This is a genomic window from Streptomyces sp. DvalAA-14 (genome assembly GCF_900091855.1).
Classification (GTDB): Bacteria; Actinomycetota; Actinomycetes; order Streptomycetales; family Streptomycetaceae; genus Actinacidiphila.
In genome coordinates this window covers 78,110-95,859 of record NZ_FMCH01000388.1, presented here as the reverse complement: position 1 = coordinate 95,859, position 17,750 = coordinate 78,110, and the positions used below count along the sequence as shown (strand labels likewise).

The following is a 17,750-nucleotide window of genomic DNA, read 5'->3' as shown; positions in this document are numbered from 1 at the left end:
AGCGCCCTGTGGGCGCTTAGGCGTCCTGCGCGGCGGCGAACGCCGTGAACGCGGACCACGCGGCGGGGTCGAACGTGAAGGCGGGGCCCTCGGGGTCCTTGGAATCCCGCACGTGGATGGCACCGGGGTGGGCGGCGACCTCGACGCAGTTGCCGCCGTCCTCGCTGCTGTAGCTGGACTTGAACCACTTCAGGAACTCGCTCATTACTCTCCTACCAGCTGGTCCAACAGGCCCTTCGTCTCGTAGGTGTTGTGGGCCTGCGTGCGCAGCATGGCATACCTCGCCGCCAAGATGCTGACCTCATCCGGGTCGTGCACGAAATGGCTGCCGCGCTGCGTTTCAGCGTAGGCGAGGTGCTCGTGCTCTGGGGTTTCCACGAGTACGAACGGCCCGGAAAGTCCCGCGTGACCGGTCAGGCCGAGTGGCAGGATCTGGATCGCGATGCCCGGCACGTCCGCGCAAGCGCGTAGGTGTCGGAGTTGGCCCCGGTAGACCTCGTCGCCGCCGAGTCGGTCACGGACGGTGGCCTCCGACAGGACAAAGCTGACGACGGGTGGCACTCTGCGTTGCAATATCTCCTGCCGCTCCAGTCGTACAGCGATCTGCAAGGCGATCTCGTCGGGGTCGAGGATCGGCACGCGGCTGTCGAAGACCGCACGCATGTATTCCTCGGTCTGGAGCAGGCCAGGCAGTACCTGGTTCTCGAACGACGAGATGGCGATGGCGTCGCGCTCCAAGTCGACGAAGGCCAAGGCCCAGACCGGGATCACGCTGTCGGCATCGGGCAGATGCTCCACGCCCACCTCCAGCAGGCCGTTCGTGCCCAGCACCTCGTCGAACTGCCGGGCCAGGTCGAGCGTCAACGGCCGCCGGTCCTGCTCGATGGACTCCAGCTTGGCCAGGCTGATGATGGCCGCCTCGGCCAACTGGACCTGCGTGAAGCCTCGCGCGATGCGTGCCCGGGCTAATTGCGCGCCCAGCGACTCGAACGGTGTCGGATTCTTCTTCCTCGGCAGTCGCCGCCTTCGTGGTGCCATGGCTCTGGATTACCCCACTTCAACCCGTGCCGTATCGCTCCTTACCCGTACATCGACGATGTACGAGTAACAAGACTGGTATATCGCGATTACCCTGCGCGACGCTGGGTTTCATGAACACAGAGCCACAACAGGAAGCTCTCCGGGAGCGGTTCTACCGCCGGGAGCGACGTTCAGTGCCCGCCGCGCGGGGGTTCGCGTACGAGGCGCTGGTCGACTGGGGCTGCACGAGCCGGGCCGACGACGTGCTGCTGTGCGTCAGCGAGCTGACGACCAACGCGCTGCTGCACGGTGTGCCGCCCGGGCGCGGGTTCATGCTCCAGCTGAGCCGGGACGCGGGCGGCGTGCTGCGCATCGAGGTCCACGACAGCGGCGACGGCCGGCCCCGCCTGCCCACCCAGGCGGATGGGGAACGGGGCCCGGACCCGGACCAAATGGAGTCGGGTCGGGGCCTTTTCCTCGTCGACGCCCTGGCGGACAAGTGGGATGTCGGCGAGCGGACGCCCGGCAAAGTCGTCTGGTGCGAATTCGCTCCGCGCGGGTAAGCGTCGAAGCACCCAGTCCCCGCTTGCGGACGGGGCCGAGGTAGGAACGCACGGTGAGCCGGCCCGTCGCACCGTGTTCGGGCTGGTGACATGCCGGAGGTCTTCCGCTGGACAGCTCCCGCAGTTGTTGGTAGACGTCGGAAAAGGTCCTCGGTGCCAAGCAGTCTCGCTCGGTCCACACGGACGGAAAACGTCTGCGGTACGGCTGATCCTGAGTCGGCTATACGGGATCCGATGCAGCGTTGCTACTTCACATCTTTGGCCAGGACCGCCACGGCGACCTTGCCCACCACCCTCGTCAGGACGTAGTTGGTTGAGCCGCTGAAAGCAACACCTACGCCGGCTGGTATCGCCTTTGCCGCCGCCTTCTGGGTGAACGTGATGGACACCCGCTTGAACAACTGCTTGATCGTGATCAAGGCGGGCCCTCGCAGGTACTGGTAGACCAACTTCTGGGCGATCTTCTGGGCCGCTGCCTTGCCGCCCTTCGCCGCCATCTGCTCTGCAGAACCTGCCAACGCGAGCACGAAGGCGAGGTGCTTCTTGTCTTCACTTTTCAACTCGGTCTCGTACACCTCAACCAGGCACATGCACATGTCTACCTGGAGCTTGAGTGACATGGCGATATCAGTGACACCACCGCCCAGGACTGCGACCGCCGTCCCGACCCCAGGGATGATGCTCGGGGCTGCGGTGACCGCCCCGGCGGCTGCCGAAAACTTGGAGTACCGGCCGATGATCTTGGCGGCGATCCGGCTCTTGTCCTCCAGATTCTCGGGCTTCCGATTGAACTTTGTCTCGAAATTCGCACAGTAACCGCCCACGAGCTCAGCGGCCGCCTCCGGTGTGATGACGATGGCCTCGACAGCCTTCTGGAGCCGAGACGGTTCGAGCTCGTCCGCTGCGTGGTTCATAATTTCCCCTCCAGGTCCGTTGCACCTCGCGAAGAGGACAACTTGCAGTGCACGTAGGTTTGTATCGGAAATCCAGTGAGATGTGCAGTCGATCCCCGAGCCCGACTTTCACTAATTCTGCCTCGCGTTGGGTCCAATCAATCTGTCAGAAGGTCAGTAAACTCCGGGTCGACCTCAGTCGAGCGAGCGTCATCGCCGCAACATGGTGTGACGAAAGCGTTCGCATAAGTCGAGCCTTCAGCGCATCGTCACCCAGCCCCTCAGCCCCTCCAGGTGCCCCGGCAGTCGGCTGCCCTGCCAGCCCAGGACCAGCCGCTGCCGGGCGCGGGTGATCATGACGTAGTAGGCCATCCGCAGGGACGCCTCGGTGGGGTCGGTGGCGGCGTCGGTCTCGGTGTCGGGGATGACGACGGTGTCGAAGTCGAGGCCCTTGGCGCTGGCGCGGTGGACGAGGACGACGCCGGGGCGGGCGAGGTCGAGGTCACGGTAGCGGCCGAACGACGCCGCCGAGCTGTAGAGCTGGGGTTCGTGGGCAAGGCCGGCCCGTTCGAGGTGTCGCATCAGCTCGACCGTGGTGCGCGAAGCGTTGACGATGACGCCGATGCGGTCCTGCGGGTGCCGGGCGGCCATGGTGGCGATGCCGTCTGCGAGATCCTTGTTGCTGGAGTAGTGACGGATGACGGGCAAGGAGCCGCTGCGGATAGGCATGTCCGGGCGGGTGCCACCGGTGCGGAAGTGCTCCGCGAGGGAGGCGATCTCGCGGGTGTTGCGGTGATTGCCGGCAACCTCGACGCGTCCGGTGGAGCGGCCGAGGGCGTCGGTGATCTCGCTCAGGGTGGAGTTCGTCTCGGTGAGGCGCTGGCACTCGTCGGCGAACACCGTGACCGAGGCGGCGGCGAGGCGGGCCAGCCGGTAGAAGCCCGGTGGCAGGTCTTGGCCCTCGTCGATGACGAGGTGGGGTGCGGACGCGTCGGTCTCGCCGAAGGTGGCGGCGGCTCGGTGGGTGAGGGCCGTCCAGTCGAACCAGCCATCCGTGGTGCGCGGTGCGTCGCGGCCGAAGTGGCGCAGGATCCAGCCGTGGACGGTGGCGGCTTCGACGGGTGCGCCCGGGACCGTGATGCCTTGAAGGGTGTCGTCCAGGAGTTGGCGCAGGAGGTTTGAGCGCGAAAGCAGCAGGGTGGGCGGCCGGTGAGGGCGAGATGGACGGCGCGATGCGCGGCGAGCAAGCTCTTGCCGCTGCCGGGCGAGCCGCTGACGACACGGTTGCCCTTGAGCGGCAGGGCGTCCAGGCAGCCGCGCTGGGCGGAGGTGAGGTCGGGGTGGAGAACGGGGGATTTCGCCCTGGTCATTCTTGTGACCCCAGAACGGTGGCGGCAGCGAATTCGCGGCTCGCGGTGAGGACGTCGGCAAAGTAGCCGGGAACGCCCGCGGAGCCGACGACCAGGGCGCGATCCAGCAGGGTGTTGCCAGTCTGGCAGCTCGTCTCCGGCAGCAGGGCGCAGGCGTGGCAGGCGGCGCGGTTGAGGTTTCCGAAGCCCTGTCCGGTGTGCTCGGCGCACAGCGGGTCGGCAGAGCACCAGGCGGCCGCCTCCAGCATCCGGATGAGGGTTTCGGCAAAGTGCGGTGCTTCTCCCTGCCGGACGAGGCCGCCGAGGGTGCCTGCCGCATCACCGGCGGCCGTGTAGATCAGCAGCCCGCGCTGGCCGTACTCGGGGCGGCCGTAAACGCGCTCGCAGAGGCTTGCTGTGGTGTAGCCGGAGTCGAAGGAGAGCTGGCGGATGAGGAGGTGGGCGAGAGTGTGCAGGAGCAAGAAGCGGGGTGAGAGTTCGCTGCCCACGGTATCGGCGAGTTGTTCGTCCCGGAACGACGCGTCGAGGTCCGTACGGACCCCCCGCACATGCGCCTGAACGCGAGGGTCGCCTTCCCAGGCGATCAGGCGTTGTTCGTCGAGGGTGAGGACGATGCCCTCGCCGTAGACCTCCGTCGCGGGCAGCCAGCGCAGGCGCCCACTGGTGTCGGCGGAAACAAGGGTGCCGTCCGGAGTGTGGCGACGGAACCCGGTCAGCGCCCGCACCTCGCGGATGCGGTCGGCGAGGACGATGCCATCGATGTGCGTGTCGAGGGTGGCCCAGGGCTCCTCCGTCTCACCGTCAAGACCGAGACCACTTCGGCGTATCGCGAACTCCTTCGTAGGCTCCGGATGTTCGACAGCATCGAAGGCGCACCACTCGTCCCGGCTCAGGTCGATGTCGCCGGCCTCTGGTCGACCGCCGGACGGCGTCGCCGGAGCGCCCGTGGCTTCAGCGACGAGTTGATCGATGAGGCTGTCGGCGGCGCCGGTGTCTTCCTTGATCATGTCGCGGAAGGCATCGGCTCGACCCGTCCCGAGTGCACCCAGCAGGATCAGCCAGTACGGATGGCCGCGCACGGCCTCGCCGGCGTCCTGCTCCAGGCGTGGGGGTTCGGCGGGACTGGGGGATGTCGAGAGCCGAGTAGACGACCGGATAGTAGACGTTGCCGGCGGTGCGCTGCACAATGTGTGTCTGCTGGCCGCAGGTGGCGTTCTCCTTTCGGCGCTGCCACGGATTGCCACCCGAGCACCGTCCGCCCCGGGGTCCGAGAATGTCGAGCAGGTCGCGCTCGGCGGCGCACGGCTTGCCGTCCGCCCTGGTCGCCCCGCAACGCACCGAAAGCGCTTCGAGTCCGGAAGCGCGGTCGGCCACGCGGAAACTGAGACGGCGTGCCTTCCAGGCGTCCTTCGACTCGGAGCAGGAGGACCGCAGTTCGGCTGGGAGCTGGGAGTGGGCCCAGTACCACCAGTCCACGTCGTCGAGATGCCCGTCCGGACAGATGCGGACGAACCGCATCGGGGTGAGACGCGGTGCGGCAGCGCAGGATGTGCAGACGGGCGGCTCACCGGGCTTCTCGTTCTCGCGCAGAAAGCGGACCATGGCCCGGCAGGAGCCGCAGAACAGCCAGCCGGGAAATCGCACATACGGGACGCCGGGGTGGTCGGACTGGTCGTAGCGGTCGTTGAGGGTAGGGGGTGCGGCGAAGAAGCCCTGGACGCCGAGCCGAGTGGCGAGCCGTTCGGAAGTGATGGCGGTCTTCTGCCGCGGCCAGGACTCGATGCCGGCGGCGACGAAGGACTCCCCCTGGACATCGAGGATGGCGCCGACGCCGAACGGCAGCACCGTCTGTGCCTGGCGGACCCGGAGTTTGCGCTTCACTTTCCCGCTCCCGTCACGGTGATCTGGCATTCGCGATCCACACTGCGCATGGAGTTGAGGGTTTCCCACAGGCCATAGCGCTGCTCGAAGGTCTTGAGCAGGTTGTGCTGGCCCTTGCCCTGGCTGCGGTAGTAGAGGTCTTTGCCCTCGGCGGCGGCTGCCTTGGCCTGCTGGTGCCAGTCGTCGAGGAGGTAGCCCAGTTCCGCGCGGACGTCGACGCGGACCGCATCGCTGTCGGTTCCCGAGGCGCCGCTCTCGGCGATCGCCGCACGCTCGGCAAGGGCGTCCGCGATCCGCTCGGCCTCGTCCCTGTGGAGGGTGATCCGTCCGGCCTGGTTCTCGGCGGCCAGACCGAGCCGGTGGCGGACCAGGATGACAAGAGCGGCGTGCAGCGCGCGGCGGCGCGCGGGCAGGGACCAGGGGGTGACGCTGGCGGGTTCGACGTAACGGTAGAGGGCGCGGTGATAGTCCAGGAAAGTCTCGTAGTGGGACCTGTCACGCGGCCGAGTCGCGTTGAAGTAGGTGACGACGAGTCCCGGCACCTGATGGCGGCCGACGCGGCTGGTGGCCTGGATGTATTCGGCGGTGGTCTTGGGCTGGCCCTGCATGAGTAGGTAGGCGAGCCGCTTCACGTCGACACCAACGGAGAGCATGTTGGTGCACGGCAGGAGCGAGACGCACCTGGGGTCCGTCCAGGGCTTCTCCAGGCGGTCGAGCAGGACGGGCTGTTCGGCACGCTCCGGCACATTGCTGGTCAGTTGCTGTACGTCGCCGTTGCCGAGCGCGCGGACGCCGGCCCCCTCGTCGAGTCCGCGGAGCTGAGCGGGAATTTCGTCGCCGGCCGCGGTTACGGTTCGGCCCAGTTCGCGCAGGCTGTGGTGGTAGGCGACGAGCGTCCAGTAGTCGTCTCGGTGCTCTTCGGGAAGCTGGTGGACGCCCTGCAGCATGGCCGCCGTGGTGGCGACGGCCCCCCGGCCCGCGGTGTGGCCCTGCGCCATGACACCCAGGTAGAGGCGGCCCGGGCGGCTGTGGTCGGGGACGGCGAAAAAGCTGTCGCGGGAGTCGACTCCTGACGGCGGGAAGAGCTGGACGTCCTGGTGGTGCAGGGCGCGTACCTGTTCGGCGGAGCGCCGGATGGTGGCCGTGGCGGCGACGATCTTGGGCCGCCGGCCGTTCCGGTCGGTGCACAGCTCCAGGATGGCCGCCTCGTAGAGACCGACCGTGGTGCCGAGCGGCCCGGTGAGCAGATGCAGCTCGTCCTGGATGATCAAGGACGGGGGTGGGTTACCGGTGCCGGCCCCGAAGAGGCGTCCGGAGTCGCGCTCCCAGGCGAGCCGGGCGAATTTGTCGACGGTGCCGAGGACGAAGGTGGGAGGCTGCTGGTAGAGGTGCTGGTCGACCACGGCAACGGGCAGAAGGTCGTGAAAGGCGCACTCGTCGCGTGGGCAGAAGAAGGCGAAGTCGTCTGGTTCGGCGCGGACTCCGTAGTCGGAGCGGACGCTGGAGTGGCTCGGCGGCAGGATGCGGGTGCCGCACCAGGGGCAGCGGTCGAGGATGAAGACGTCCTCGGGGTGGGTGGCCTCGCGCTGCTGGTCGAAAGCGTCCTTGGCCGCCTCGAACTTGTTGGGGGTGGTGGTCTCCCCGACCCACAGGCCGACGGTGATCGGCTCGTCGCCGAGACCGAGTCCGGGTTCGCTGCGACGGAGATGTTCGAGGGCGCAGATCGTGGTGGCGGCGCGCTGGAACTGCTGGGTGGTGAGCAGGCTGAGGGTGTAGCGGCTGAGTACGGCGGTGCCGCCACCTTCGCCGCGGAGCCGTCGCAGCGCGATCGCGAAGGCGGCCAGCAGCAGATACGCCTCCGTCTTGCCTCCACCGGTGGGGAACCACAGCAGATCGGTGGTCTCACGGTCGGGGTGGCCGGATTCGGCTACGCCGTCGAGGGCGAGAAGGAAGAACGCGAGCTGGAAGGGGCGCCAGGTGGCCTTGGGGTCCACCGGCGGGTCGGTGGCCACGGCTTCGGAGCGGCGGCGTCGCTCTCCGGCCTGGTCCGGGGCCGAATGCCGCATCTGCAGCAGCATGGCCCGCTGGGCGATGCGGAAGGCGTCGAGGAGTTCGGGGCGGTTCGGGTCGCACAGAGTGCGCACGCCCGCTTCGATGCGGGTGACTGCCTGATGGATGCGCTCGAGGATCCGCTCCGCCGCCTCCTGCCCCCAGGCCGGCACCTCGACGGATCGCTGGCCCACGTACCAGGCGTGGTACGACGCGGCGAAATCGGCCAGCTCCTCGCGGAGTTGGTCGCCGCTGACGGCCGGGTCGGCCAGGTGCGAGATGGTGAGCGCGGGGGCGTCGAGCGGGCCGCCGGCCCGGATGGCGGGCACTTCGGCACGCGGCAGGGCTTCGCTGGCAAGGAGTACGACGCCGCTTCCCTCGGTGGGCTCCTCTCGGACGGCGCAGCCGTGCCCGACAGCGTGGGTGACGACGTGCCGGTACTGCAGGCGCAGTTCACGCTCCTCGGGGTCACGACTGGCGAGTCGGACGCTGGGATAGGGAAGCACGGCACCGCCGACCGGGCGGACCGTGAGTCCGCACTGGAACAGCATGTCGTCCCAGCTCGGCGCCTTACCGTCGGAACCGTCATGGCGAGCGGCGTTGACCAGGGCCACCGTGACCAGCGTGCCGTTGCCGTAAGGGCGGCAGCGCACCCGGATCTCCGCGCGGCCGTCGAGGACGGGCACGGTCTCCCGGTCGGTGCCGATCGTGTGCGTCTCGGGCATGTGAGGGACACGCCGCCAGCGCCGCCCGCGGCCGGGTTCGCTCCTCAACGTCTCGTAGCGGGCACCGGTGCATGTCACCTCGACGCGTCCAGCGTCGGTGTAGAAACTCACGCCGAGGGAAGCGGGAAGCCAGCTGTTGGTCTCGGGCACGGGGTCGGAGGCCGGATCCACGTCGGGGGCGTCCTGCTCGGCGCCGGGTGCGTCGGGGTCGTCGGCCGCACGGGCGAGCTGCCGCAGGAGATCTGCCTGTTGCGGATAGAGCGTGCCCATCAGGTACTGCTGGTCCGGCGGCGCGTCGAGCACCTCGTCATCCCCACGGGCGGGCCCGACGAGGTGCCGGGAGAGGTAATCGACCAGCTCTTGGCGCGGGTCCATGTGCGAGTTCCTTCGGATCAGGTCGGGTCCGGTATCGGATGTTGAGGGGACGGCGGTGATCTGTCGGGGGTGGTGCGTTCAGCGGAAGGACGGAATGAGCCCGTGACGGGCCAGCTCGTCGCGCAACTTCGGCTTGGCCTTCGACTCGATCTGCCGGATGCGCTCACGGGTGACGCCGAAGACGACACCGATGTCCTCCAGCGTGTCCGGCTCGTCACCGTCAAGGCCGGTGCGCCTGATGAGGATGTGCCGCTCACGCTCCGAGAGGTGCTCCAGGACGTGCCGCAAGCGCGCGTGAAACTCCTTGCGGATCAGTACGGTGGGAGGGCCGGGCAGTCGGCTCGGCCCGATAACCAGGTCACCGAGGGCGGCGTCGTCGCCGATGATCCGATCCAGGGAATCCGTGGGCCGGCTGATCCTGCGCACCTTTTCCACTTCCGTGAAGGTGAGGCCGGTGACGTAGGCCACGTTCTCAACGGACCTGGCACGCCCTTCACCCAGCAGCTTCCGCTCGGCCGCGGCGACCTTGGTGACCTTTTCGTGGAGGTGCGCAGGCAATCGGATCAGGGTGCCTTCGTCGGCGATGGCCCGCGTCATTGACTGCTTGATCCACCAGGTTGCGTAGGTCGAGAACTTGTACCCCTGAGTAGCGTCGAACTTGCGAACCGCGCGCAGCAGTCCGATACTTCCGTGCTGGACGAGGTCTTCGACGTCCAGTCCGTGTCCCTGATAGCCCTGCGCGATCTTCCACACGAGCCGCTGGTTGTGCAGGACAAGGCACTCGTAGGCGCGCCATCGCTCACCGTCGCGGGGCAGCGCCGCAATCTCGTCCACCGGAACATCACGACCGAGCAGGTGCGTACCGCCACGGAGGAGAACGGCCAGGCCGACTTCCTCTTCCGCCTTGAGCACCACCTTGGCCGGGTCACGCCGCCACCGGTCTTCTTCCACAACGACTCGGGCAACGCGAACGGCATCGGCCGGGCGCGCGTCCACGGCGTAGGAGGCAACTCGGGCGCCCTTCCTGACGATCGGCGCCCGCACACGTGCGACCCTGGAGGTCGGCGCGAGTACAGACCCGACAGGGCGGCCCTCACGACGCTCCGGCGGTTCAGCGGGCACGCTGGGCGTTCCGGGTCGGCTGATCCGGAAGTCAGCGGTCAGCTCGCGCACTTCGGTAGGGTTGAGGCCGTGGAGCCGTGCCACACCGTCGTGGGCGAGCTTGCTGACGGCGCCGTCTCCATCGGCGTAGCGGGCCAACATGCGACGGGCCTGGGCCAAGCGTCCGGCCGCCTCGGTTGCACCGAGCCCTGGTTCAGGGGCGGCAACCGGTGGAGCGGGCGTCTTCGTTAACGGCGTCGCAGCCTGCACCTCAAGGTCGGAGACGGGCCCGGCGCGATGGCTCGAGCCTCCCCGGGGAGAAGGCTTCACGTGAATGCCGAAAACAGCTAGCCCATTGCGAAGCCTTCGCTGCTGCTCCGCGGTTCTCAGCCCGAGTCGACCCGCCTCCAGAGCGAAAGCTTGCTGACTGACAACGCCCGTACGAGACGCGCACCGCTTCAGCCTCTCGATGACGAACGGCAACTCCGCCTCGACCGTGACCCGTTCGACCCCGGCCATCGAGTCCCCACCCATAGCGCCCCCACTCCAGCGACCGAGCGCCGATTCTGCTCGAACGAGCCAGCCCGGCGTAGCTACACACTAAGACCGACCCGTGAACACTGTCAACAGAATTAGTAGTTTGACAGTGTCAACAGGTAAGGTGGCTGGCGTTCGCGCAGGCTTCGACCTAGACGGAAGGTCACCCATGCCGCACCCCGATCGCCTCCCCGGCGCCCCCGAATTCCGCATCAAGCTTCCCAAAAACGGCGGAGAGGCGCGCGGATATTTGCTCACTCAGTTCGGCGGCAACGGCACGCACAAGTTCCTCCTGCGAGAGGGTTCAACGGTGGCCGCCGACGAGTGGCCCGGGCTCGGTGACTACGCACATCGGATCCGCGCGGATCTGCGGGCGAGCAACGCGCTCGCCGACACCCGCGCCGATCCTGACAACCCGCAGGCTCCGCCGCGTTGGGTGGCGACCCGGGACATCATTTGCAACTCCTCCTCGGCTGCCGCCGCGCTGGTGTATGGCTACGACGCGTCCGGCCCCGAGTCCTGGCGCACCGCCGAGAACCACCCGCTCGCGGACTATCTGTCCACCGGCTGGCGTGCCCCACGCAAGGCGTGGCTGGTGCGCGGCTCCAACGTCTCGGGGCACAACCTGGTGCGGCAACTGTGGCTGAAAGAGGGGTTCGTCTCGCTTGCCGGCGTACACCTGCCGCCCCTGGAGGAGAACGACCCGACGAAGAGCGCCCTGCGCCGCTACGTGGAGGAGGGATACGAGGGCGCGGCCTCGTACAACCAGAAGCAGGGCCTCGTCGACGATCTGCACGCATTCCTGACGCAGATGCGTGTGGACGACACGGTGGCCGCCATCGGCGACGGCCGGTTGCACGTAGGGCTAATCACCGGGGAGGCCCTCCAGACCTCGTCGCCGGGCGGGCTGTCGAATCTGCGACGGACTGTCGCGTGGCTGCCGCAGAGCCATGCGTATGAGGAACTGCCGGAGGAAGTACAGCAGAAGCTGTCCGTTCAGCATGATGTCGTCGACCTGACCGGCGTTCTGGACGCACTGGGCGCGCTCACCGAGCTCTCAGCGCGTGCGGTCCCGGCGGCTGCCGATGGCACCGGTGAGCACCCCGCTGTCGAACGGCCGACACAGAGGGAGCTGTCACTGCCGGACACCACCGAAGCGCTTGCCGCAGACCTCCTCGTCCACGACCGGTCCTGGCTCGACGAGATGCGTGAACTGCTCCTCGATGAACGTCAGTTGGTGTTCTATGGGCCGCCGGGCACAGGCAAGACGTATCTGGCGATGAAGCTGGCCGAGTACTTCGGCGGCGGCCCGGAACAGGTCAAGATCGTGCAGTTCCATCCCTCCTACGCCTATGAGGACTTCTTCGAAGGGTTCCGGCCCGCGGAAGATTCCGAGACGAGGGAGGTTGCCTTCCGGCTGACCGCGGGCCCGCTCCGGGAACTCGCCGATCTCGCCTCACTCGAGGGCAACCGGCACCTCCCGCACTTCCTGATCATCGACGAGATCAACCGCGCCAATCTGGCCAAGGTCTTCGGTGAGCTGTACTTCCTACTGGAGTACCGCACGAGGTCCGTCCGCCTCACCTATTCCGGGGACGACTTCGCGCTTCCGCCGAATCTGTTCGTGATCGGGACGATGAACACCGCCGACCGATCGATCGCCCTGGTCGACGCGGCGATGCGGCGCCGGTTCGCGTTCGTTGAGCTGTCCCCCCGCACCGAGCCGACCGCCGGACTGCTCGCTCGCTGGCTGAAGCGCGAAGGCAGGGATCCGGAGCCCGCCAACCTCCTCGATGCCCTCAATGCCCGCATCGACGACGCGGACTTCGCCATCGGTCCGTCGTACTTGATGAAGCCGGGCGTGTACCGCGAGGGCGGTCTCGAACGGACCTGGCGAACCAAGATTCTCCCGCTGCTCGAGGAGCACCACTACGGCGAGGGCCTCGACGTCACCGCCCGCTACGGTCTCGACTCATTGCGCGAACAGCGCCCGTGACCGTGATGGAAGTGACGCTGCGCGAGTACGGGCCCGCAGTCTCTGTCCCGCTCGGCTCCGAGGCCGGGCGGGCCCTCGCCGCCTCCGGGATCCTGCACAGCGCCACCCCGGATCCCGGCCGGGAGGGGCACTGGCTGCTGCGGGCGGGCAGCTGGGTCGGCGCCGTACGCACACCGGACGGCTCGGTCGTACGGATCACGCCCAAGACCCCCGTGAGCCGGCTGTTCTTCCTCCTCGGGTTCAGCCTCGCGCCAGCACGCGCATGGCGCGACAGCCGAGAGGGCACCGTCGACATCGGCACGTACGACGATGTTGTCCCCGCACTCGCGCACGCTGTGGAGCGGCAGATCGACGCCGCGCTCCGGCAGGGGGTCCTCCAGGGCTACCGCGAGGTGGAGGAATCCGCACTGGTGGTGCGCGGGCGGTTGCGCGAGGCCGAACAGATTCGACGGCACTTCGGCCGAACACCGCCCGTGGAGATCGTCTACGACGCGTACAGCGCGGACACCGCGGAGAACCGTATCCTGCGTGCTGCCGTCGAGCGGTTGCTGCGGTTGCCGGGGGTTCCCGGCCCCGTCCGGAGGCGCCTGGCCCATCAGCGGGTACGTCTCGCAGACGCGCTGCCACTGGTGCGGGGGCAGGAGTTGCCACGGTGGCGGCCGTCGCGCCTGAACTCCCGCTATCAGCCCGCGCTGCGGCTCGCCGAGGCGGTCCTGCACGGCACCTCACCGGAACACCGCCCAACCGGGCCCGAACCACTCACCATCGACGGCTTCCTGCTCGACATGAACAAGCTGTTCGAGGACTTCGTCACGGTCGCCCTGCGTGAGGCCCTTCGGGAACACGGCCTGACCGCGAATCTCCAGGACCTCCACCACCTCGACACCGCAGGTCTCGTACGGGTGCGCCCCGATCTCGTCGTCCGCACAGGCGACGGCCGCACTCCGCTTGCTGTCGTCGACGCCAAATACAAGGTCGAGAAGGCCGACGGACTCCTCAACGCCGACCTGTACCAGGCGCTCGCGTACGCCACCGTGCTCGGTCTGCGCGAGGCACACCTGGTGTACGCGGCTGGGCGAACGCCCGAGCGCTTCCACGAGGTGCGCGGAACGACGGCAGGGCCGGACGGATGGGGAGTGCGGCTGCACCAGCACAGCCTCGACCTCTCCCGTGAACCCAAACAGCTCCTTTCGGCTCTCCGGAAGATCTCCGAACAACTGGCCGCAGTCACCCCACGTCCACGATGATGAAACACCGTCAGGCAGGAAGGGAAGGAAGGACCTCATGCCCCGGCTCGCCTTCGCCCAGAGCTTCTGGGACGGCTACGACACCCTGGACAAGCTCATCCGAGCCGGAGTCCACAAGGCCATGGCGAAATTCCAGGCCCTGAGCGTCGCCGAGCTCAACGCGGACAAGGGCCTGCACCTGGAGTCCGTCGAGAACGCCCGTGACCCGCGCATGCGCACCATTCGCATCACCGGCTTCTGGCGGGGCGTCGTCCTCGCACCCGACGACGGCAGCGACACGTTCCTCCTGGTCAATGTCCTGCCGCACGACGACGCCTATACGTGGGCGGCGAAACGTCTGTACAGCGCGAACTCCGCAACCCGCGCCCTGGAGGTACGCAACGCCGTCGCCCTGGACGAGCTGACGCCGTTGTACGAGACGGCCGCACGCACGGCTCCACGGCTGCTCTTCGCGGGCATCTCCGACGGCACGCTGCGCGAGCTCGGCGTCGATGCCCAAGTGCTGCGCGCCGCGCGTTCACTGGTGGACAAGGCCCAACTGGAGGCGTTCTCCCTACTCCTGCCGGAAGATCAGCTGGAGGTGCTGCAGTACCTGGCCGAGGGTTTCAGCCCGGAAGAGGTCTACCGGGATGTGGTGGCCGTCCGTCGGCCTGCCGATGCGCCCGCCGAACCGGTCGAGGATCTGGCCACAGTGATCGCCAACACTCCGGCACGCATCCGCCTGGTCACCGGGCCGCAGGAGCTGGAGGACATCCTGGAGAAGCCATTCGATGCTTGGCGGGTTTTCCTTCACCCCTCCCAACGGCGCGTCGCCTACCGCACCTCGTACGGGGGTCCTGTCCAGGTCACCGGCGGGCCCGGGACAGGCAAGACCGTCGCTGCCCTGCATCGGATCAAGCACCTGCTCGGCCGTTCCGAGGACGGCCGCATCCTGCTCACTACGTACACGAACGCGCTGGCCGCAGGACTGCGTGACCTGCTCGGCCTGCTCCTCGAACAGGACGAGAGGTTGCTGGCCCGGGTCGACGTAACGACGGTTGACGCCTATGCGAACGGCATCGTGCGCGCGAAGTCGGCGACTACGCCCAGACCTGTCGGGGACCGGGAACAGCTGCAGCTGTGGGAGAAGGCCGTCAAGCAGCTCGATCTGCCCTTCACCGCCCGGTTCCTGGCCCAGGAGTACCGGCACATCATTCTCGGCCAGAACCTCCGCAGCCTCGATACGTACCTCGGCGCAAGCCGCCGAGGCCGTGGAACCGGCCTTGGTCCCACACGCCGCCAAGAAGTGTGGAACGGCGTAGAGCGGTTCGAACAGTACCTGCGCGACCGCGGGGAGACGACACACCTCCGGATCTGCGCTCATGCGGCGGAACTCCTCATCGATGAGCAGGCTCCGTACAGCCATGTTGTTGTCGACGAGGCCCAGGACCTGCACCCCGCCCAGTGGCGTGTGCTGCGCGCCGCCGTGTCCCCCGGCCAGGACGACCTGTTCGTCACCGGCGATCCGCACCAGCGAATCTATGACTCCCGAGTCTCGCTCGGCTCCCTGGGCATCTCCACTGCCGGCCGCAGCTCCCGGCTGCGTGTCAACTACCGCTCGACCGAGGAGATCCTCGCCTGGTCGGCGCGACTCCTCGCCCCCGTCACCGTCGACGCACTCGACGGCGAGGGAACGGACTCGCTGGCGGGCTACCGCTCCCTGCTGCACGGGCGAAGCCCCCAGGCGCAGGGATACGCGACCCGGCAGGAGGAGATCGAATCCCTGGTAGACCGAATCCGGGCGTTGCTCGCCGAGGGCCTCGCACCGCGCGAGATCGGCGTGTGTGCGCGCTTCAACCTCTCTCTGGACGCGGCCGAGGAGAAGTTGAAGGCCGCCGGCATCCCGGTGCTAAGGGTCAAGGGGCAGATCACCCAGAGTACCGAGGGAGTCCGTCTGGCAACGATGCACGCGATGAAAGGGCTGGAGTTCCGTGCTGTGTCCGTCCTCAGCGTCGACGAGGGCTCAGTCCCGTTCACCCGTGGGATCACCCCACGCGAGGCGGAACCGGTGCAGCATGACGCCGACCTGCTCCGTGAGCGCTGCCTGCTCTTCGTCGCATGCACTCGCGCTCGCGAAGCGCTAAGTGTGACGTGGAGCGGAACCCCGAGCCCGTTCCTACCACGCCCTGCCTGAACAACCACCGTACGCGGACCTGTGCGGGCGCCCACTGGGGGCGTCCCGCACCATCCTCATTCCTCGGGCGCCAGGCTGCCCGAGGCGAGGCCGTCACGGGCGACTTCGGCGAGTTGCCGACTCAGTTCGTCGACCTTGCGCGTTCCTTCCTCAAACGCAGAGAGAGCTCGGAAGACCGAGCCGTACCGACGCTGCTCGTCGATGCCCATACGGGGAATCCGTGCACCCTTACCGTCAAATCGATAGGTCCCACTGGCACTTGTGGACCGGCGAGTGTTGGCCGAGCTACGGAGAAATCCTTGCAAAAAGTCCGTGTCAAGTTGCTCGCTGGCCGAGACAGGTTCGGAGCCCTCGTACTCGACAAATCCCGCGCGGGCGAGATCCGCAACGCTGGTAGTGGCGCCGTCCAATGACCCCGATCCGCTGGCCGGCGAGAGCTCGGGCAGAATGGCGGCAAGTCGGCGGAGCTCGTCCCCCAGTTCCTTGCGCAGGGCCGCGTATTCACCGGGATAGTCACGGTGCCGGGCCCTGAGATGACTGCCTGGCGTCAGGTCAACGATGTCGTCCAGGAGCTCGATCAACGGCACGTCGGCGATCTGATCGGGGCGGGGTTCCAGGCTCCCGTCCGGGCTGTTGCCGGTCAGGTCAACCATGCGCACGGCGTGGTTGGTATCCGTACCCCCGCTATTCTCGGGCCGCCGCAGGCACCACAGGTGGACTGGCAGCGCATGAGATGTCGCTGTCCCTGGTGGCAGAGCGACCACTTGGCGAACGATGCCCCGGCGCACGAGTTCTGCTCGAATGCGTCGGCCTGCCTTGCGGTAAGCAACTGACGCCGGCATGACCATGAGGACCTGACCGCCGGGCTCGGTGTGCGCGTACGCATGTTGGAGCCAGGCGAGTTCTCCTTCGGCCTTGGACGGGGCACCGAATTCCCAACGAGAGTCGAGCAACAGCTCCTCTCGTCCCCACTCGGTCAGGCCGACTGGGGGATCGCAGACGACTAGATCCGCCTTCAGATCCGGCCATTTATCCGCGCGCAGGGAGTCACCTTGTGCAACGCGCACACCTGATTGCCCCGTGATTCCCGCGCGGTGCTGCGCAAAGCGGACACTGTCAGCATCCACGTCCTGGCCCCAGCAACTCCCCCCCTCGGGGGCCACAGACAGGAGTAGCACCCCGATTCCGCAGGCGGGATCAAATACCGTGGCATTGGCCGACAGCTCGGGAGCGAAGTGGCACACAGCACGCACCACGCGCTCGGAAGTCACCTGGTCCGACCCCGCGCGCCGAGCGGAGTCCATGAAACGTCCCGTCAGACCATTTACGAGGTCGACGGGCGCCTCGGTCTGGGCAAGCCCCTGCACGCGGCCGGCGACATCATCCGGCAGTCCAGACCCATGCTCACCGGCCAGCACCCCGGCCACCTCTGCCAGACCTGCGATCATCTGTTCCCCGTAAGCAGCCCGCATGGCCTGCCACAACTCGACCTCAAGTGATACCTCCTGGCCTTTGCGCTGCCGGTCCAGCCATGCTTGAACCTCGGCGAGCGCGTACAGCGGACTGTTGGCGGCTCCTCCCGCCGGCGCGGGGAAGTCGTCGTAGCGCCGACGCCAGTTGGAGACAGCAGCCCGAGTGACTCCGGCCAGCCGAGCGATCTCGGAGCCGGTGACAAGAGGGCCGATAGAAGAAGCAACCTTGTCCGTCATAGTCCCAGCGTACACGGACCGCAACTATTCCTACAGGTCAGAACCCGTTGACAGCCTACACAGGTTTTTCTGAATCATCTCGTGCGGTGCAGGCAATCCGGTCCAGTGCGT

13 protein-coding genes are annotated in these 17,750 nt (G+C 67.5%); 4 read left to right on the top strand and 9 right to left on the bottom strand.

The features are described from left to right. Nucleotides 1-16: 16 nt before the first annotated feature. Both GA0115240_RS20310 and GA0115240_RS20305 read right to left on the bottom strand, forming a co-directional pair. A complete protein-coding gene (locus GA0115240_RS20310; RefSeq protein ID WP_093738242.1) occupies nt 17-205 on the bottom strand; it encodes a DUF397 domain-containing protein in 189 nt (62 codons plus the stop codon). Further along, nucleotides 205-1,038, bottom strand: a complete 834-nt coding sequence (locus GA0115240_RS20305; protein ID WP_093738240.1) for a helix-turn-helix domain-containing protein — start codon at nt 1,036-1,038, stop codon at nt 205-207. The genes GA0115240_RS20310 and GA0115240_RS20305 overlap by 1 nt, the downstream gene beginning before the upstream one ends. 113 nt (nt 1,039-1,151) lie before the next feature. Between GA0115240_RS20305 and GA0115240_RS20300 the strand changes: the two genes are divergently transcribed. Then, nucleotides 1,152-1,583: an ATP-binding protein gene (locus tag GA0115240_RS20300; RefSeq protein WP_093738238.1), complete on the top strand. Its 432-nt coding sequence runs from the start codon at nt 1,152-1,154 to the stop codon at nt 1,581-1,583. Between the two features lie 245 nt (nt 1,584-1,828). Here the strand turns inward: GA0115240_RS20300 and GA0115240_RS20295 are convergent, their stop codons facing one another. From GA0115240_RS20295 to GA0115240_RS20275, 6 genes are all read right to left on the bottom strand, one after another. Continuing rightward, entirely contained in the window at nt 1,829-2,497 is a 669-nt protein-coding gene (locus GA0115240_RS20295) for a hypothetical protein (RefSeq protein ID WP_093738236.1), read from the bottom strand. Between the two features lie 237 nt (nt 2,498-2,734). Continuing rightward, nucleotides 2,735-3,907 carry a hypothetical protein gene (locus tag GA0115240_RS20290; RefSeq protein WP_237555045.1) on the bottom strand — a complete coding sequence of 391 codons (1,173 nt, stop codon included), beginning with the start codon at nt 3,905-3,907 and terminating at the stop codon, nt 2,735-2,737. Beyond that, nucleotides 3,843-4,853, bottom strand: a complete 1,011-nt coding sequence (drmB, locus tag GA0115240_RS38390) for a DUF1998 domain-containing protein (RefSeq protein WP_237555044.1) — start codon at nt 4,851-4,853, stop codon at nt 3,843-3,845. Before drmB ends, GA0115240_RS20290 begins: the two co-directional genes overlap by 65 nt. Next, nucleotides 4,798-5,727 carry a hypothetical protein gene (locus tag GA0115240_RS38385; protein ID WP_237555043.1) on the bottom strand — a complete coding sequence of 310 codons (930 nt, stop codon included), beginning with the start codon at nt 5,725-5,727 and terminating at the stop codon, nt 4,798-4,800. The genes drmB and GA0115240_RS38385 overlap by 56 nt, the downstream gene beginning before the upstream one ends. Beyond that, a complete protein-coding gene (locus tag GA0115240_RS20280; RefSeq protein WP_093738234.1) occupies nt 5,724-8,876 on the bottom strand; it encodes a helicase in 3,153 nt (1,050 codons plus the stop codon). Before GA0115240_RS20280 ends, GA0115240_RS38385 begins: the two co-directional genes overlap by 4 nt. A 78-nt stretch (nt 8,877-8,954) precedes the next feature. After that, nucleotides 8,955-10,496 (bottom strand): sigma-70 family RNA polymerase sigma factor, encoded by a 1,542-nt coding sequence (locus tag GA0115240_RS20275; RefSeq protein ID WP_237555042.1) that lies wholly within the window; start codon nt 10,494-10,496, stop codon nt 8,955-8,957. 187 nt (nt 10,497-10,683) lie between these two features. Here GA0115240_RS20275 and GA0115240_RS20270 point away from each other — a divergent pair, with 187 nt between their 5' ends. Genes GA0115240_RS20270 through GA0115240_RS20260 form a run of 3 tightly spaced genes read left to right on the top strand, consistent with a single transcriptional unit; the run spans nt 10,684 to nt 15,930 of the window. Beyond that, entirely contained in the window at nt 10,684-12,510 is a 1,827-nt protein-coding gene (locus tag GA0115240_RS20270) for an AAA family ATPase (RefSeq protein WP_093738231.1), read from the top strand. A 5-nt stretch (nt 12,511-12,515) separates the two neighbouring features. Further along, nucleotides 12,516-13,757, top strand: a complete 1,242-nt coding sequence (locus GA0115240_RS20265; protein WP_093738307.1) for an McrC family protein — start codon at nt 12,516-12,518, stop codon at nt 13,755-13,757. 37 nt (nt 13,758-13,794) lie between these two features. Then, entirely contained in the window at nt 13,795-15,930 is a 2,136-nt protein-coding gene (locus GA0115240_RS20260) for a UvrD-helicase domain-containing protein (RefSeq protein ID WP_093738229.1), read from the top strand. A gap of 56 nt (nt 15,931-15,986) precedes the next feature. Here GA0115240_RS20260 and GA0115240_RS20255 read toward each other — a convergent pair whose 3' ends face one another. Beyond that, the gene (locus GA0115240_RS20255; protein WP_176725120.1) at nt 15,987-17,639 is read right to left on the bottom strand and encodes an N-6 DNA methylase; all 1,653 of its coding nucleotides are present in this window, start codon (nt 17,637-17,639) and stop codon (nt 15,987-15,989) included. Nucleotides 17,640-17,750 lie beyond the last annotated feature (111 nt).

Excerpts from the sequence above, each read along its gene's own strand:
- GA0115240_RS20310 (WP_093738242.1), bottom strand. The coding sequence starts at position 205 with ATGAGCGAGTTCCTGAAGTGGTTCAAGTCCAGCTACAGCAGCGAGGAC.
- GA0115240_RS20305 (WP_093738240.1), bottom strand. The coding sequence starts at position 1,038 with ATGGCACCACGAAGGCGGCGACTGCCGAGGAAGAAGAATCCGACACCG.
- GA0115240_RS20300 (WP_093738238.1), top strand. The coding sequence starts at position 1,152 with ATGAACACAGAGCCACAACAGGAAGCTCTCCGGGAGCGGTTCTACCGC.
- GA0115240_RS20295 (WP_093738236.1), bottom strand. The coding sequence starts at position 2,497 with ATGAACCACGCAGCGGACGAGCTCGAACCGTCTCGGCTCCAGAAGGCT.
- drmB (WP_237555044.1), bottom strand. The coding sequence starts at position 4,853 with ATGATCAAGGAAGACACCGGCGCCGCCGACAGCCTCATCGATCAACTC.
- GA0115240_RS20280 (WP_093738234.1), bottom strand. The coding sequence starts at position 8,876 with ATGGACCCGCGCCAAGAGCTGGTCGATTACCTCTCCCGGCACCTCGTC.
- GA0115240_RS20275 (WP_237555042.1), bottom strand. The coding sequence starts at position 10,496 with ATGGCCGGGGTCGAACGGGTCACGGTCGAGGCGGAGTTGCCGTTCGTC.
- GA0115240_RS20270 (WP_093738231.1), top strand. The coding sequence starts at position 10,684 with ATGCCGCACCCCGATCGCCTCCCCGGCGCCCCCGAATTCCGCATCAAG.
- GA0115240_RS20265 (WP_093738307.1), top strand. The coding sequence starts at position 12,516 with ATGGAAGTGACGCTGCGCGAGTACGGGCCCGCAGTCTCTGTCCCGCTC.
- GA0115240_RS20260 (WP_093738229.1), top strand. The coding sequence starts at position 13,795 with ATGCCCCGGCTCGCCTTCGCCCAGAGCTTCTGGGACGGCTACGACACC.
- GA0115240_RS20255 (WP_176725120.1), bottom strand. The coding sequence starts at position 17,639 with ATGACGGACAAGGTTGCTTCTTCTATCGGCCCTCTTGTCACCGGCTCC.